This is a genomic window from Streptomyces sp. NPDC093109, from assembly GCF_040701725.1.
GTDB lineage: Bacteria > Actinomycetota > Actinomycetes > Streptomycetales > Streptomycetaceae > Streptomyces.
In genome coordinates this window covers 33,172-48,928 of sequence record NZ_JBFBEZ010000014.1, presented here as the reverse complement: position 1 = coordinate 48,928, position 15,757 = coordinate 33,172, and the positions used below count along the sequence as shown (strand labels likewise).

Here is a 15,757-nt window from a genome sequence, read left to right as displayed (position 1 = left end):
TCGGACTTCGTGCTCGCGCGCCTTCGCGCGTCAGGCGGCGCTGGTGTTGGCGCGGGGGGTCCGGTCGGTGAACCAGCGGTACAGGGCCCCGAGCCCGAAGCCCTGGACGAGGGCGCTGACGGGAATCGCGATGAGGAGCAGAACAACGTTAAGGAAGGCCAGCGACGGGGGAAGGACCGGACCCAGGAGTGCGATCGGCGAGGAGATGAAGAACGAGGTCGGCGCGGTGACGACGCCGATCCACAACCCGGCGAAACTGGCGTCCCCGCTGTGGTCCACGAAGATCGCGTCCACGGCGACCCAGGCGCAGACGGCGAGGACGATCGCGAGGTAGCCGAGGGCCACGGGGTTCACGAGGTTGCGGCGGAGGGTCTGGGCGAAGGGACGCGAGGAGGAAGAGAAGGGAGAGGAGGAGGGAAAGGAGGAGGGGGAGGCAGACATCTTGGGGCTCCTGGGGGCGTTGGTTGTTCTGCTCTGTTGACCTCCACTTTGCCTTCGTCGAGAGAGGGCCACCTGAGTAGTCCTACTTATGTTCGTGTAGGTGAACGGGCTTGTGAGACTGGCGAGTTGGGCGCAGCGAGGGCGCGACGGGCGGCACGCCAAAAGAGAGAGATACAGCCGACGAAGAATCCGTTCCAAAGTCACCAACGGAGTTGGATTCGGAGTCGGATTCGGCGCCGAAGTCGGTGTCGGTGTCGGAGTCGGAGTCGGTGTCGGCATCGGCCGGCGCGGGGGTGCTGTCCCGCGCGCCCGGAACCGACGCGTACAGCACCCCCACAGCCACGACGGCAACGCTGATCGCCGTCACGACAAAGCCCCACGACCCACCCGACCCGCCGGAGGCCGCGCCTGCGTCGATCACCCCCACCCGGGCGACTCCAGCGTGAACCAGATGGCTTTGCGCCCGACGGGATCGGACGCGTAAATGGTCGTCCCCCAGGCACGCGCGAGTTGCGCTACGAGGGCGATCCCCCGTCCTTCCTCGTACGCGGCCTGATCGGTGTCGCCGTCCTCGTGTCCGTGTCCGCGCGCACGTACAACTGCCGTGGGCACGGGCAGAACCCAGGGCTTGTCGTCGGTGACGGCGACGGTGACGCGACCCCCGTCCACCGCCACGGACACCCGGATCAGCGGGGTCTCGGTGTGCCTGTGCGCATTGGTGACGACCTCGGTGACGCACAGGCGGGCGTCCTCGACGAGGGGGTGATGACGGCGGTCGATGCCCAGCAGTGAACTGACGAAATTACGTGCGATTTTCGGCGCGGCGGCCGTGTTCGGGAGCGTGAGCCGGTAGGTCTCCCGGTCGAGGAGGGGCGGGGGAGCGGGCGAGGCGGTGGCGGTAACGGTGGTCATGTCGTTCTCCCAACGCTGCGGTCTGAGCTGGTGCGTTGCCCGCCATGCGTGGCTGTGGCCACGGCCGCGCACGGGTCAAGGCGCGCGGAAGTGGCTGCACTTCGGTCTTACTGGCGGACGACGCGGTGCTGGGATGACGATAGCGCACCGTATAAAGCTTGTGACTTGATCGGCGCATGGCGATGACGAGTGGAATACCATCAGGGTCCAAGCAGCGTTGAGAAGCAACCGCAAGGAGGGGCACATGCCGCCGAGGAAGACACCTACGGCTCGGCAGCGCCGATTGGGTTCCGAGCTGCGCAGGATCCGGGAGCATGCCGGCCTGTCACTGACTCATGCCGCGTCGTTGCTCGGTGCGGATCGCACTGCGCTGAGCAATACCGAATCGGGTCGATTCGGCGTGAGCGCCGATCGAGTACGTACCTGGGCGGGTCACTATGGATGTCCGGATGCCGCGTATGTGGAAGCTCTCGCGGAGATGGCTGCGGAGCGCATAAACGGTTGGTGGGAGGACTACCGCCGTGACCTCGCCAGTGATGCGCTCGACCTTGCTGAGCTGGAGCATCATGCCGTGGGTATCCGTTCGGTCCAGATCATGTATATGCCTGGCCTGCTTCAGACGGAGGACTATGTCCGCGCGGTGTTCTCGGAGAGTGTTCCACCGCCGAGCCCGGCACGTCAGCGGCGCCAGGTGTCGCACCGCTTGAAGCGTCGCGATGTGCTTGATCGGGAGGACCCGCCCACCTGCACGTTTCTCATTCATGAAGCCGCGCTCCGGATGACCTACGGCGGATCCAAGGTGGCTCGGGGGCAGCTCGACAACCTGCTGGAACAGTCGGATCGGGACAACGTGACCGTCCGTGCCATCCCATTCGCCGCAGGCGGTTTCCCGCATGCCAGCAGTTCGGCACACTACGTCTACGGTGTCGTCCCGCAGCTCGACACCGTTCAGACGGACACTGCGACCGGGTCAGGTTTTCTCGATGCCGAGACGAGTCTTGAAAACTGGCGGGTCGCGCTGGACCGGACGGAGGAGAAGTCCCTCGACCCAGCGAGTTCAAGGGACTTCATTCGCAAGATCGCAAAAACAGTATGAAGGCGTGATAATCATGGAAATTCAATGGCGCAAGTCTTCGAAGTCCTCCAATGCTGAAGGCTCCGATTGCCTGGAACTTGCCGAGCAGGGAGGCGAGATCCTGATGCGCGAGAGCGATAACCCCGACATCGTCATCCGCACCACGCGCGCCAAGCTGCGTGCGTTCCTCGGTGGCGCCAAGGAGGGCGAGTTCGACGACCTGGCGTGAGTTCGCCAGGTCTGAGTGGCGGGCGGTTCCCCATCGGCGCAGATGGGGGCCGCCCGTTTGTGTTGTGGGTCCGGCGGCTTGGGCAGGACGCTAGTCCGCGCAGATCCGTAGCACTAGCTAAAGATGCTGGTATCACTCGTTAGAGGTAAAACACTTGATACGGAACTGCGTTAAGCGCTAGCGTTGCTGATGTCGTCGCACCGGGCGCATCCCTCGGCAGGACCGCCCGTGCGGCTGAACTCCCCGTGACTCTGCGTCTGTTGGGGGGAGTGTTCCGACGGGGCCCGGCCTCTCGCCTGCGGCTCGTCACGCCGGCCATGGGCGACCGGGCGGGCCCCGTCTCTCTGTCCGAAGGGATGGCATGACGCTCAGCGCGATGACCAAGACACACGAACCCGCCGCCGATCCGACGGCCTTTGACGAGTGGGGATTACCGCCCGGTGGGCTCTGGGGCCTGCTGCCCGCCTCCGTGCCCCGGGAGTTCGCGGAGCCGACGCCGGAGTTGCTGGCGCGGGTGGAGCAGGGGCTCAGGGGGTGGGCGGCGTGAAGGGGGATAAGGGAAGTTACGCGCGGCAGAGGCTGTCCCTGATGATCGCCACGTTCGGCATGAACGGCTCGCTCGTCGTCCCCAAGGACGTCCCGCCGCCTGAGCCCGAGCCCGAGCGCGAGCGCGTACCCCCGGAGCCGGGTCCGGGGTCGGGATCGGACCCCGAGCAACCCCCAGAGCCGGCCGACGAGCTGAGCGCACGGGTTGCCGAGCGCAACAAGCGCAGCAGCCGCGGCGGGGTGTGAGAGGTGTGAATGGATCCTGCTCACGATGCCGGACCGGCAGCTCGATGGTGTGTGCCGATAGGCCCGTTCGGCAACGGGGAAGGAGCCGGACCGGTCGCTCGACCGGCACCCTCGGCGAGAGAGTCGGCGTGGGGCTTCGGTCTCCGGGCCGCTGCTGTCGGGTGCGGGTCAGAGCGACGCCGAGTGGGGTGGGCCGGTGGCGGAGGTTGTGGACGTGGGGCCGCCCCTCCAGCTGTGAGTGTCGCGCCTCCAGGACAGGTGTAAAGGGCGCTCCTGCGTCGCGTCGGCTGCGCCGATTACGCTTCGCTACACCCTTGACACCTGCCCTTCCGGCGCAAGTGCAGGCGCGGGAGGGGCGGCCGGGGGGGTGAGGGGGGCCCAGGAGGTCCGCTGCCCTACCACTCGGCTCAGGGTCCGGCGGCCCGGTGGACCCTGCGGGGCCGCCACCCTTACGTAGTCCGCAGCCATGGAGCGTCCCGGAGTCCACGTAGGTTTCCGAAGCTCGATCGCCGGTGCCGGAGGGTCATATTCGGCGCGGTACGGCTCCGTCCTGCCGGCGGTAGAGGTCGCGCAGCAGGGAAATCTCGGCGCCGTGATGGATCAGCTCCCGGTTGACGTGCAGGACGATGCCTTCCATGGGGAACCGCTCGGTGCCTGCCGCGGGCGGATTCTCCAGGTCGGCGTCCGAGAGCTTGCAGACCCCCGCGTGCCATCTCCCGTACATCTCATCGAGCTGTTTCAGGGCCTCGTCAGCGGTCCTCGCGTAGGCGAATGTCTGGTAGTCGACGTCCTGGCCGCCGAAGTGCCATGCGACCCGATAGCCCAGGCAGGAGACGATGATGTGCGCCAGCCGCCAGGCAATCGTGGTCACCGGCGCCGGCTCCGGGGCGGGGGACTCGTAGTCCATCGTCCATTCCCCCGAAACTGCCGGTGCGGCCGACGTGCCACGTGGGCGGATGCTCCAGCAGTCGCGCACCGGCTCCCAGAAGTACTCCTCATCGGCAAGACCGTCCAGCCGTGGCCGCAGGTTCTTGTGCCAGTGCCGGTCCAGCTGGTCCGCGATTCGCTCGCTTCTCGTCATTTCCGCACGCTACATAGAACGGAGACCTGGCCGCGACCCTCGCGGATGCCGCCGCCGGCCGTGAGCCGCGAGACCGTACCGCACCGGGATATGACGCTGGGGCCGTCCGTTGGCTGCGACGTTGGAGCCACTTCGGGCCCGTCGGACGGCCGCAGCGTCGCAGTCGTCGGGATCAACTCCCTCACCCCCGCCAATCTGCCCCATATAGGATGATTTGGTAGGCGGTTGGGGGTCTCTCCGAACGGTACATGTGTCCTGAGGTGCATAAGACGCACTCCAGGGCCCAAAGACTTCCTCCGGGAGCCCACTTACCGCCACACGAGTCCCAGCAGACCCACCACCACCCCAGAGTGACCAGCGGGGCATGAGTCGCAACCGGCAACGGACCGTCGGCCGCTGAGCCGGTGTCGGACCGCCCCTCTCCTCTGCCGCGTGGTCCCGCAGGGTCCGCCGGGCCGCCGGTCCCTGAGCCGAGTGGTAGAACGGGCGGACCTCTTGGGCCCCCCTTCCCCCGGCCGCCCCCCCACTCCTGCACTTGCGCTGGAGGGTTGGGTGTCAGGGGTGGAGCGCAGCGGAATCGGCGTAGCCGACGCGACGGAGGAGCGCCCTTGATACCCGGCCCGGAAGCGCGACAATGACAGCCGAAGGGGGCGGCCCCACGCTCAACACTCGCCCCCGTGGACCATGCCGGGCGTCCGTAGTGACCCGCAGACAGTGTCCGGACGGGCGTCCTGTGGGTGTCGTGCGAGAGTCCAACAGCAACATGGGCGGCGGCGACGAGGCCTGGTACCAGGATCACTGGAACCGGCTGGAGGCGTCCGTCAGGGAGGCTCGGGCCGGCGACTGATCGTGAGCCGGGGCTTGCGCCTGCGGTTGCCAGGTGTAGCGGACGTCCGGTTCGTACTCCTCGTTGCGCAGTCCGTCGGTGCGCTCGGCCGCGGTGAAACCGTGTCGCTCGTAGAACCGTTGGGCCGGTCCGTTGACCTGGAATGTCCACAGCTCCAGGCCGGTGGGCCGCCGTTGCTTGGCCAGTTCTATGAAACGGTCGCCCACACCCCGGCCGCGCCACGCCGGATCGAGGTAGAGCTGGTCGAGCTCGTCGCCGTCGAGGGCCAGGAGGCCGATCGCGGTGCCGTCGGCGACGGCCACCCAGCTCTCGTACTGGGGCACGACCACGTACGAGAACCAGTTCTGCACCTCGTCGTCGCTGTGCGCGCGGCGTACGGTCGGCAGCGCGGCGGCGAAGGAACGGAGCCATACGTCGGCCATGCCGGCCGCGTCGGAGCGTTCCGCACGCCGGAACGCGAGTTCAAGTACAGGCTCAGATCTGTCCACAGCGCGTGACTATCGCAGATGAGCGATCCGGGCGCATCCGCTACGCACGCAATCCGTCGCTGACGACCGCGATGATCGGCTCCAGCGCGGCCCCCTCGCCCCGGGTCATGCAGGCGCCCATCAGCGCGTTGACGTCGGCGGCGGTGACGTCGGGGCGTACGGCACCGGCCTTCTGGGCGTTCGCGAGCAGGCTGTCCGTGCGGTCGCAGAGGAGGTCGAGGCCCATGCGCTCGTGGTGGGAGTCCGGGGCTCCGGTGGCAGTGGCAGTGGCAGTGGCAGCGGTGGTGGTGGTGGTGGTGGTGGTGGTGGTGGCCGTGGCGGCGGCCAGTTGCTCGGCCAGGCCGCGGTTGGCCGCGCCCGCGCGCACGGTGGCGGCGAGGTACATGAAGAATGCGGCTCCGGGTTCCTCCCGCTCGGCGAACTCGTCTGCCTGGGCGGCGAGTTCCACCACCTGGGCGCGCAGGATCGCCGTGAACAGAGCCTCCTTGGTGGGGAAGTGCCGGCTGACAGTGCCGGTGCCGACGCCCGCGCGGCGCGCGATCTCGTGCACGGGTACGGACAGCCCTTCGGTCGCGAAGATCCGGGCGGCCACTTCCAGGACGTGGGCCCGGTTGCGCCGCGCGTCGGCGCGCAGTGGTGGTTCGGCGGTCATGGTTCTGGTCCTTCTCGGGGTGCGGGTATGGGTGTGGGGCGCGGGGCTGGGGGCGTGGACAACCGGGATGGCCGTCCCGTATCGTCCCTCTTCAAGTAAGCGGGATGCCTGTCCCGATTCTAGGAGGTACTGCCATGTCTGACCAGGCCTGGACCGCCGACAACGTCCCTGACCAGGGCGGACGTACGGTGGTGGTCACCGGCGCCAACACCGGGATCGGCTTCGAGGCGGCCCGGATTCTGGCCCGGCGCGGTGCCGCGGTGGTGCTGGCCTGCCGTACGCCGGCCAAGGCGGCCGACGCCGCCGACCGTATCCGTGCCGCCGCACCCGGCTCGTCCGTCACCACACTGCGGCTGGATCTCGCGTCCCAGGCGTCGGTGCGCGAGGCCGCCGAGGAGTTGCGTGCCGAGCACGCGCGCATCGACCTGCTCATCAACAACGCGGGCATGCTCGGCTCCAAGGAACGCACGGTGACGGAGGACGGCTTCGAAGCGACGTTCGCGACCAACCACCTCGGTGTGTTCGCGTTCACCGGGCTGGTCCTGGACCGGCTGCTCCCGGTGCCCGGCTCGCGGGTGGTGACGGTCAGCAGTCTTGTCCACCGTGGTGCTTCCCTGGACTTCGACGATCTCCAGGCCCGCCGGAAGTACCGGAGAAGCGGCGTCTATAGCGCGTCGAAACTGGCCAACCTGATGTTCACCTACGAGTTGCAGCGCCAACTGTCCGCGGCCGGCGCGCACACCGTCGCCCTTGCCGCGCATCCGGGCATGTCCCGTACGGAGTTCACCCGGGATCTCAGCCCGGCCAACCGGTTCCTCTTCGACCCGCGGATCAAGGCGCTGACCGGCTGGATTCTGCAGGACCGGACGGTCGGCGCGCTGGGCATGGTGCGCGCCGCGGTGGACCCGGCCGCGCGAGGCGGCGAGTACTACGGCCCGCCCGGCCGCGCCCAGTTCACCGGCCACCCCCAGCGGGTCGAGTCCAGCGCCGGATCCCACGACGCCGCGGCACAAGGCCGCCTCTGGCGGGAGTCCGAGCGGCTGACGGGTGTCAGTTATCCGCTCGCGCAGCTCCAGTCGTAGAGCCGACACGGGAGTTGTCGACGCGGGTGGTGCGGCGCCGGGGCCGGTGGGGTGGGGGTGTGGTCGGTGGTGCGGGTTGTGGGGATGGGGGCCGCCCCTCCTGTTGTGAGTTTCGCGCTTCCGGGCCGGGTATCAAGGGCGCTCCTCCGTCGCGTCGGCTGCGCCGATTGCGCTGCGCTCCACCCTGGACACCCGGTCCTCCAGCGCAAGTGCGGCTTTTCGGGAGGGGCGGCCGGGGGTGGGGGGTGCCCGGGTGGCCGGCCGGGCTGCGGGCCGGTTCAGGGTCCGGCGGGCCGGTGGGCCCTGCGGGGCTGAGCGGCAGTGGCATGGGGTGGTGGCGCGCCGTCTCGGCGGCCGGCGGTGCGCTGTTTGCTGCGACTCATGCCCCGCTGATCACTCCGGGTGGGGGAGGGGCTGGTGGGATGTGTGTGGCGGTAAGTGGGCTCGCGGAGGCGGTCTTCGGGTCCAGGAGTGCGCCTTGGAGAGCCCGGCGGTAGGCGTGACGAATGGCCGTGTGACGACCCGGAGGCAAGACAGGCACGAGCCTGGGTGATCATGGAGTTCTTGACGCTCAGTGATCGCCGGAGGGTTCGCGCCTGTCCTGCCATCATGCCTGCTCGAACGCCTGTGGGACCAGTTCGCAGCGCTGCTGCCCGAGCATGTCGATACCCATCCGCTCGGCTGCCACGAACTGGGCTTCACCGGCGAGATCGCCCGCAAGGGCGTGCCCGCACCGATCCAGGCCGGCAAGAGGTGGGTCGTGGAGCGGAGCCACGCATGGATGAACGGCTTCGGCAAGCTCCGCCGCTGCACCGAGAAGCGCCAGTGCGCTGTGGACTTCTACCTCTACCTGTCCGCCGCAATCGTCACGCTCCGCATGCTCATCCGCCGCGCGACCCCGCTCTACCGCTGGGACGGACGGCCCACCACCAAGAGACTCCAGTGACGCCTGCTGACGGGAGTCCGTCTGCGTCGGGCGGACAAGCACTGCCGCACGCCTGGGGAAAGGCGAGCTGCTCAACGAGGGCAGGGCCGACCCGCGCTTCTGGCTGTGGAGGCTGTGGTGATGATGGCGTCGAGCCGGTCCCGGGTTTTCACCAGGGTACTGACCTGCGCATCGATGCGGTCCCGCTCGGCCGACAGCCGGTCGAGCAGCGCGGGGGTCACGTCACCGGTCTCGACGCACGGCAGCAGTTCCAGGATCGTCCTGCTCGGCAGCCCTGCGGAGTACAGCTGCTGAATCAGCTGGACGCGGTCGACCGCGCTGTCCGGGTACTGCCGCTGGCCGCTGGGGCTGCGCGCCGAGGCCAGCAGGTCCTGCTCTTCGTAGTAGCGCAGTGCCCGCACGCTCACGCCCACCCTTGAGGCCAGCTCACCGATGCGCATCAACGCCCCCTCTGTGACCTGGATCATGTTTCTTGCCTCTGACGTCAACGTCAGGTTCTAGCGTAGCCCGTGAACAGCCCGGACAGGAATCACCTCACCACTGCCAGGAGACTCCCCATGAAGATCACCGGCTCCGTCGCCCTCGTCACCGGCGCCAACCGCGGCATCGGCAGGCACTTCGCCCAACAGCTCCTGCACCGGGGCGCCACCAAGGTCTACGCGACCGCGCGCACCCCCCACCTCGTCGACCTCCCCGGTGTGGAGGTGCTGCGGCTCGACATCACCGATCCGGCTTCGGTCGCCGCCGCGGCGGGCGCGGCCTCGGACGTCACCCTCTTGATCAACAATGCCGGCGTCTTCACCCAGCAGAACCTCGTCACCGGGGACCCCGAGAAGATCCGGCTGGAGATGGACACCAACTACTTCGGCACCCTCAACGTGGTCCGGGCGTTCACTCCCGTCCTGGCCGCCAACGGCGGTGGGGCCATCCTCAACGTCCTGTCGGCGATGTCCTGGCTCGCCTACGACGGGGCCAACGCCTACAGCGCGGCGAAGGCGGCGGCGTGGAGCCTCACCAACGGCATCCGCCTCGAACTCGCGGGCCAGGGAACCGCGGTGACGGGCCTGCACCTGGCCAGCACCGACACCGACATGATGGCCGGGTGGGACGTGGAGAAGAACGACCCCGCCGATGTCGTGCGCGCCGCCCTCGACGGTATCGAGGCCGGGAAGATGGAGATCCTCGCCGACAACAACTCCGTCCAGCTCAAAGCGACCCTTTCCGCCGACCCGAGCGTCCTCTATCCGCAGGCGGTTCCCGCCGTCTGACCCTTCGGCAGCCGCCCGCCCGGCCGGGCTTCAGCCGGGCGCGGCCATGCGTACTCGTCACGCTCCGCACGCGCGTCCGCCGCGCTACCGCTGGGACACCTGCCCACGACCAGAGGACTCAAGTGACGCCTACCGCCGGGCTCTCTTATGCACCTCAGGACACATGAGCCGTCCGGAGAGGCCGCCAACTGCCCGCCAAAGCGCCCCATATAGGACATGTTGGTGGGGGTGGGGTGCTTGATCCCGGCGACTGTGACGTTGCAGTCGTCTGACGTGCCGGAAGTGGCTCTAACGTCACACTCCCCGCCCCCGTACACCGCCCGGAGACCCCGGACCGGCCCGAGGACCCCGGCCGGACTGCAACTCCCGCCCACCTCCCGGGCACCACAACGCAACGGTGACCAGCGGGGCATGAGTGCCAGCCGACGGGCGGCCGTCAGCCGCCGAGACGAGCCGGGCAGCCCCATGCCACTGCCGCGCAGCCCCGCAGGGCCCACCGGCCCGCCGGACCCTGAGCCGAGTGGTAGGACAGCGGACCTCCTGGGCCCCCCTCACCCCCGGCCGCCCCTCCCGAAAAGCCGCACTTGCGACTCCGGGACAGGTGTCAAGGGTGAGCGAAGCGAAATCGGCGCAGCCGACGCGACGCAGGAGCGCCCTTTACACCTGTCACGGAGACGCGACACTCAAAGCAGGAGGGGCGGCCCCGTGCCCACAACCTCCGCGACCGGTCGCGCGTGGCTGGGTCACCAGTCGTCGCCGCTTCCGGTGTTGGAGTCGTCGTCGTTGGAGGTGCTTCTTACGGTGCCACCATTGGCTACTTGGTCGTAGAGGTACTCGGTGGTGATGTTGATGTAGTCGCCGTTGCCGCCCCTGCCACTACCGTGGCCGTATTCGCTGCTTGGGCTGGGAGTGTCGCTCTGGGGGGTGCTGTGGCTGGCGGAAGAGGACGAGGGATTGCCGGAGGATGAGCCGGAGACGCTCTGACTCTTGGGTGATTGTTCGGCTGCTGGTTCCCAGAGTTCATCGGTCACTATGTGCCACCACTCCGTGAAGGTGATGGGCAAGCCCAGCTCTCGGCACTCCTGCGCAACCCGAGCGCGGGCCCGAGGCTCCCACCTGATTCGTTGGAGTCCGAGTAGTCCACCCAACCTGCTTAGTTGTGCGTCCAGTTGGTGCGCGTTCAGCGGCCTCGGTGATTTGGGGGGAGAGGTGGGTATGGGTGATAGATCGCATCGGTATACGAGAAAGACCGTGCCGGAGTGCATGTCGGTGCTCTCGGTGATGTAGTTCCATACGCGCTGGTCGGCGATCTCCTTCGCCGTCCTGTGCCGAGACTTGATCCGCTGAGTGATCTCGTCGCGTACGGACTCGTATGTCTTGGTCGCCGGCTCGATGGCGGCCAGAAAGGCACGTTGCGCGTTGTGCGACCGAATCCTGGCCCTTTTTCGTCGGCCCGGCAGACGGAGAAACGGAGGTAACGGCGTCCAGTTCGCGATTCCTCTGAGCAGGTCCACCCGGGCGTTCCAGCCGCCGTGGGCGCGGTAGAACTCCTCCAGCGCTCTGGAGAGCGTGTCGAGGTATGCGCGCTCGGCCGCTGCCCACCGGGCCAGGTCGGCTTCCGTGCAGTGCAGCTTCTCGTCGCCGTTCGGGCTGGGACGGTAGACGCGGACGCTGTCCTCGAACGCGCATGACGCGCTGGGGATGAACCGAGCCCCGCAGGCTCTCTTTACATCCAAGGGTATTTCGACCGCGTGCATCGTGACCGGCTCGCCCCCGGTCCGGTCCGAATCTGCCATGACCGTCACCCCCCACAGGCTCAGGGCCCACCCCGACCGAGGCGGTCTCTTCACGGTATCCGTCATCGCGTCCGGACGGCAGCGTTCCGGCGCTGTTCCGTGAGGGGCGGGCCCGCGTAACCGCAGTGACCACCCGGGGCCGGCCGGGTGGTCACTGTGTCCTGCTGTCCTGCTGTCCTGCTGGTGTGCCGTGACGCGTCAGATTCCGTCGCGGGACTGGTTGGTTCTGCGGATCTGGCCGGGCAGGGTGACGAGGTCGATCAGCCAGCCGATTCCCACGAGACCGACCGTGCACAGGTAGAGCACGCCCCGGCCGGTCTTCCCCTGGTAGAAGTGGTGGGCGCCGAAGAGGCCGAGGGGGAACCACCAGAGGTAGGCGATGCCGAGGGACTTCCGGTGGCGGTGGAGGGTCGGTGTTTCCGGTCGTTCCGCCGGCCGTTCCGTCGCTTGCTCCGCCGCCCGTACCTCCGGCCGTACCTCCGCTCGTACCTCTGTCCTCTTCTTGGTCAGGACCTGGGTGGCTGCGCCTCGCTGCGGCTCGGGGTGCTGGACTCGGGGCAGTGGAAGCGGCTCCGTCCGTGCCGGTGAGGCCGGCACCGGCGCCGTCGTCGGGAGCACCGTTTCGTTCAGGCCGATGTGGCCGTGGACGCGCTTCAGCCAGGTCGGTGCCCACCAGTTGGCACGGCCCAGCAGGGTCATGACGGCCGGGACCAGGACACACCGTACGACCGTGGCGTCCAGGGCCACCGCGAGGGCCAGGCCCAGGCCGAGTTGCTGGATCGAGCCCATGCGGCCGGTGACGAAGCAGCCGAAGACGATGACCATCAGCAGCCCGGCCGAGGTGATGATCCGGCCCGAGTGCTGGAGGCCGCGGCGTACCGCGACGTCCGTTTCCAGGCCCTCGGCCACGTACTCCTTGATGCGGCCCAGCAGGAACACCTCGTAGTCCATCGACAGGCCGAACGCGAAGGCGAAGACGCACACCACCGTGAACGGGCTGAAGCCGTCGATGGTCAGCAGGCCGAGCGGGTCGGCGAGGAAGCCGTGCTGGAAGACCAGGGCCATCAGGCCGAACGTCGCGCCGAGCGACAGTGTGTTCATGGCGACGGCCGTGAGGGGTACGACGACGGAGCCGGTCATCGCGAAGAGCAGGATGATCATTGCGACGAGTGTGACCGCGATCGCCAGTGGCAGCCGGTCGGTGATCTGCTGGAGTATGTCGTCCAGGGCCGCCGCGTCGCCGGTCACCCACGACTGGCCGCCTGACTGGGCGCCTGACTCGCCGCCCGACCGGCCGCCGTCGGGACGGTCGGCGCGGATCTCGTGGACCAGGTCGCGGGCCGTGGCGCCCTCGGGGTCGCCGGTGGTGTCGATGCCGACGGTCGCCAGCCCGGGGCCGGCCTCCTGCGCCGGGTAGACGCGGGTGACGCCGGGGCGGTCCGTCCAGCGCTGCGCCCAGTCGTCCAGGGCGGCGGCATCGGTACGGGCGACGACCGTGATGGTCGGGACCGTCGGCAGGTCGAACCGGTCGGCGAGCTGATCCGTGACCCGTACGGACTCCAGCGACCTGGGGCGCGCTCCGGGGTCGCTGAGATGCATCGACATCGACAGCACGGGAAGGCTCGCGGCGACCAGGGCCACGCCTGTGACCAGCATGGTGGTCAGCGGACGGCGCTGGACGCGGCGGGCGAGCCCGGCGAAGACGCCCGTCTCTGCGGCGTCCGTCTCGGCGGTGTCCACCCCCGTAGCCACCCCCGTAGCCACAGCCTGCGCCCCACGCCGTTCCCGCCGCTTCGCCGGCTTGATCCGGTTACGGGCGAAGCCGGTCAGCGCCGCCGTCAGCGTCAGCGCCACCAGCATCGACGCCAGCGCGATCGCCACACCGGCCGCGCCGAGCGCCGCCAGCTCGGGGATGTCGAACATGAGCAGTCCGGTCAGCGCCGCGGCCACCGTCAGGGCGCTGAAGGCGATGGTCCGCCCCGAGGTCGCCCACGCGCGGTTCAACGCCTCCTCGGACCCGTAACCGGCCCCCAGCTCCTCGCGGTAGCGGGCGACCAGCAGCAGCCCGTAGTCGATGGACAGGCCCATCCCGAGGAGTGTCACCACCGTCACCGCGTCCGAAGTGATGGACGTGAACCGGGTGATGAGCAGCAGAATGGTCATCGAGGACGCGATCGACACCACCGCGCCGAGCACCGGCAGCCCCGCCGCGATCACACCGCCGAAGATGAACACCAGCACGACCAGGGTGATCGGCAGTGAAAGTGTCTCCGCGCCGGACAGGTCCGAGTTCGCCTGCTCATTGAACTGCTTCTCCATGACCGGCTCGCCCCCGACGGTCACCCGGGCGTCGGTCTGGCCGCTGTCCACGAGGGTCGCGGCGAAGCCGTGCAGGGCGTCGGTGAGCGCGTCGACCGCGGTGTCCTCCGCCTCCGCGGCCTTGTCCGCGTCCCCGCCCCCGCCTCCGCCCGCGCCTCCGTCCCCACTTCCGTCCCCGCCCGCGCCTCCATCCCCGTCCTTGGCCGGCTTGGACAGGGTGACCTGTACGAGCAGACCCCTCTTGTCCTTGGCCGTCAGCATCGTCGTCTCGGCCGCCGACAGCCCCGCGTCGTACGGAGTGACGACCTCCGCCACCCCGGCCACCCGCTGGAGTGTGCCGGCGAGCGCCCGCACGTCCTCCCGTACCGCCGGCGCGGCAGTGTCGACGCCGTCGATGACACCGATGACGACCCCGCCGCGCTCGCTTCCCTCGTCGAGTACGGCGCCCGCCTGGAGCGACTCCATGGACGACGATCCGGCCCGGCCCGAGATCGAGCCGAACACCGGCCCGGCGCTCAGGACGCCGATGGCGACCGCGACCGCCCAGATCAGCAGCGTCTGCCAGCGGTGCCGGAAGCACCAGTTTCCGGTTCGGGCGATGAGCCCCTGAGCCTCAGACATGGTTGTTTCGACCGTCTCTCTGGTCCGGCGACCGTGCGTGGAGTGGTGGGGTCGATCCTTCTCCGGAGCGGGTCGCCGGACCATGGGAGCACCAGCAGAGTCCGGGGTGGGGCTACCCCCAACGCGGCTCCCCGGGAAGCCGTATGGCGGTCAACTCGGCTTCACTGAAAGGGGTGTTCAGACGTGATGTGTTGCGGTCATAATCCGAGGGCCCGTTCGCCCCGTCCGACCCCACGCGCCACGGAGGCCCCCCGCATGATCACGACCGACGGTTCAACTCTCGTACGCAGCAGCTCACTTGGACGACGCGGCTTTCTCGCCGGCGCGCTCGCCGTGTCCGCCACCGCCCTCGCCGGTGTGGGCCTCGGCGCGAGCCCCGCAGCCGCCGCCACGCAGGACTGGATGGGCGGCTTCGCCGACTCCACCCCCGTACAGCGGCTGACCATCCCCGGCACGCACGACTCCGGCGCGCGCGTGGGAGGGCTCTACGTGGCGTGTCAGAACACCAGCATCGCCGAGCAACTCGAGAGCGGGGTGCGCTTCCTGGACATCCGGTGCCGGGCCTTCGACAACGCGTTCAGCATCCACCACGCCGCGTTCTATCAGAACCTCAACTTCGACGACGTCCTCGGCGCCTGCCGCGCCTTCCTCCAGGCGCGCCCCTCCGAGACCGTGCTCATGCGCGTCAAGCAGGAGTACTCGTCGGTCAGCGACACCGAGTTCCGGCGGATCTTCGACACGTACCTCGACGGCAAGGGCTGGCGTTCCCTCTTCCGCCTCGACGGCGGGCTGCCGACGCTCGGCCAGGCGCGCGGGCGGGTGGTGCTGCTCGCGGACGTCGGCGGCATGCCCGGCGTACGGTACGGGGACAGCAACCTCTTCGACATCCAGGACGACTACCAGGCTCTGCCCGCCGCCAAGTACCCCAAGATCGCGGCCCAGTTCCGCAAGGCCGTACAGCAGCCGGGCAAGATGTACATCAACTACGTCAGCACGGCTGCCTACTTGCCGCCCCGCTGGAACTCCGACCAGCTCAACCCGCAGGTGCACAGCCTCCTCGACGGGTCCGAGGGGAGCGGCTGGCGCGGGCTCGGGATCGTCCCGCTGGACTTCCCGGCCACCCGGTCCGGCCTGGTCGAGTCCCTCATCCGGCACAACGGCTGAACGTCACAACGGCTGAACGTCACAACCGCTGAACGTCACAACGG

At 68.7% G+C, this 15,757-nt stretch carries 16 protein-coding genes and 1 pseudogene; 8 read left to right on the top strand and 9 right to left on the bottom strand.

Annotated elements, in window-relative coordinates:
* Positions 1-30: 30 nt before the first annotated feature.
* The 3 genes from AB0389_RS15860 to AB0389_RS15850 form a co-directional block, all read right to left on the bottom strand.
* Complete coding sequence (locus AB0389_RS15860; RefSeq protein WP_366395965.1) at positions 31-441, bottom strand: hypothetical protein; 411 nt, start codon at positions 439-441, stop codon at positions 31-33.
* Positions 442-523: 82 nt separating this feature from the next.
* On the bottom strand, positions 524-808 hold the full coding sequence (locus tag AB0389_RS15855; protein WP_366395964.1) for a hypothetical protein: 285 nt from the start codon (positions 806-808) through the stop codon (positions 524-526).
* 50 nt (positions 809-858) lie between these two features.
* Positions 859-1,353, bottom strand: coding sequence for an ATP-binding protein (locus tag AB0389_RS15850; RefSeq protein WP_366395963.1), 495 nt, complete (start codon positions 1,351-1,353; stop codon positions 859-861).
* A gap of 244 nt (positions 1,354-1,597) precedes the next feature.
* On the opposite strand from AB0389_RS15850, the gene AB0389_RS15845 reads away from it, so the two are divergent.
* The 4 genes from AB0389_RS15845 to AB0389_RS15830 all read left to right on the top strand — a co-directional run bounded on the left by AB0389_RS15845 (position 1,598) and on the right by AB0389_RS15830 (position 3,449).
* Complete coding sequence (locus AB0389_RS15845; RefSeq protein ID WP_366395962.1) at positions 1,598-2,449, top strand: helix-turn-helix transcriptional regulator; 852 nt, start codon at positions 1,598-1,600, stop codon at positions 2,447-2,449.
* A gap of 13 nt (positions 2,450-2,462) precedes the next feature.
* Entirely contained in the window at positions 2,463-2,657 is a 195-nt protein-coding gene (locus AB0389_RS15840; protein ID WP_366395961.1) for a DUF397 domain-containing protein, read from the top strand.
* Between the two features lie 376 nt (positions 2,658-3,033).
* On the top strand, positions 3,034-3,204 hold the full coding sequence (locus AB0389_RS15835; protein ID WP_366395960.1) for a hypothetical protein: 171 nt from the start codon (positions 3,034-3,036) through the stop codon (positions 3,202-3,204).
* Positions 3,205-3,245: 41 nt separating this feature from the next.
* Positions 3,246-3,449 (top strand): hypothetical protein, encoded by a 204-nt coding sequence (locus AB0389_RS15830; protein ID WP_366395959.1) that lies wholly within the window; start codon positions 3,246-3,248, stop codon positions 3,447-3,449.
* Positions 3,450-3,972: 523 nt separating this feature from the next.
* Here AB0389_RS15830 and AB0389_RS15825 read toward each other — a convergent pair.
* The 3 genes from AB0389_RS15825 to AB0389_RS15815 form a co-directional block, all read right to left on the bottom strand.
* Positions 3,973-4,530, bottom strand: coding sequence for a DinB family protein (locus AB0389_RS15825; protein WP_366395958.1), 558 nt, complete (start codon positions 4,528-4,530; stop codon positions 3,973-3,975).
* A 795-nt stretch (positions 4,531-5,325) separates the two neighbouring features.
* Entirely contained in the window at positions 5,326-5,799 is a 474-nt protein-coding gene (locus AB0389_RS15820) for a GNAT family N-acetyltransferase (RefSeq protein WP_366395957.1), read from the bottom strand.
* Positions 5,800-5,905: 106 nt separating this feature from the next.
* Entirely contained in the window at positions 5,906-6,517 is a 612-nt protein-coding gene (locus AB0389_RS15815; protein ID WP_366395956.1) for a helix-turn-helix domain-containing protein, read from the bottom strand.
* Positions 6,518-6,651: 134 nt separating this feature from the next.
* Between AB0389_RS15815 and AB0389_RS15810 the strand changes: the two genes are divergently transcribed.
* On the top strand, positions 6,652-7,599 hold the full coding sequence (locus tag AB0389_RS15810; protein ID WP_366395955.1) for an oxidoreductase: 948 nt from the start codon (positions 6,652-6,654) through the stop codon (positions 7,597-7,599).
* 676 nt (positions 7,600-8,275) lie between these two features.
* A pseudogene (locus AB0389_RS15805) lies at positions 8,276-8,545 on the top strand (IS5/IS1182 family transposase); the annotation flags it as partial.
* Between the two features lie 71 nt (positions 8,546-8,616).
* Here the strand turns inward: AB0389_RS15805 and AB0389_RS15800 are convergent.
* The gene (locus AB0389_RS15800; RefSeq protein WP_366396071.1) at positions 8,617-8,985 is read right to left on the bottom strand and encodes a MerR family transcriptional regulator; all 369 of its coding nucleotides are present in this window, start codon (positions 8,983-8,985) and stop codon (positions 8,617-8,619) included.
* 117 nt (positions 8,986-9,102) lie between these two features.
* Between AB0389_RS15800 and AB0389_RS15795 the strand changes: the two genes are divergently transcribed.
* The gene (locus AB0389_RS15795; protein WP_366395954.1) at positions 9,103-9,813 is read left to right on the top strand and encodes an SDR family oxidoreductase; all 711 of its coding nucleotides are present in this window, start codon (positions 9,103-9,105) and stop codon (positions 9,811-9,813) included.
* 743 nt (positions 9,814-10,556) lie between these two features.
* On the opposite strand, the gene AB0389_RS15790 is transcribed toward AB0389_RS15795, so the two are convergent.
* A complete protein-coding gene (locus AB0389_RS15790) occupies positions 10,557-11,609 on the bottom strand; it encodes a hypothetical protein (protein ID WP_366395953.1) in 1,053 nt (350 codons plus the stop codon).
* Between the two features lie 198 nt (positions 11,610-11,807).
* Positions 11,808-14,549 carry an MMPL family transporter gene (locus tag AB0389_RS15785; protein ID WP_366395952.1) on the bottom strand — a complete coding sequence of 914 codons (2,742 nt, stop codon included), beginning with the start codon at positions 14,547-14,549 and terminating at the stop codon, positions 11,808-11,810.
* A gap of 255 nt (positions 14,550-14,804) precedes the next feature.
* Here AB0389_RS15785 and AB0389_RS15780 point away from each other — a divergent pair, with 255 nt between their 5' ends.
* Positions 14,805-15,713, top strand: coding sequence for a phosphatidylinositol-specific phospholipase C domain-containing protein (locus tag AB0389_RS15780; protein ID WP_366395951.1), 909 nt, complete (start codon positions 14,805-14,807; stop codon positions 15,711-15,713).
* Positions 15,714-15,757 lie beyond the last annotated feature (44 nt).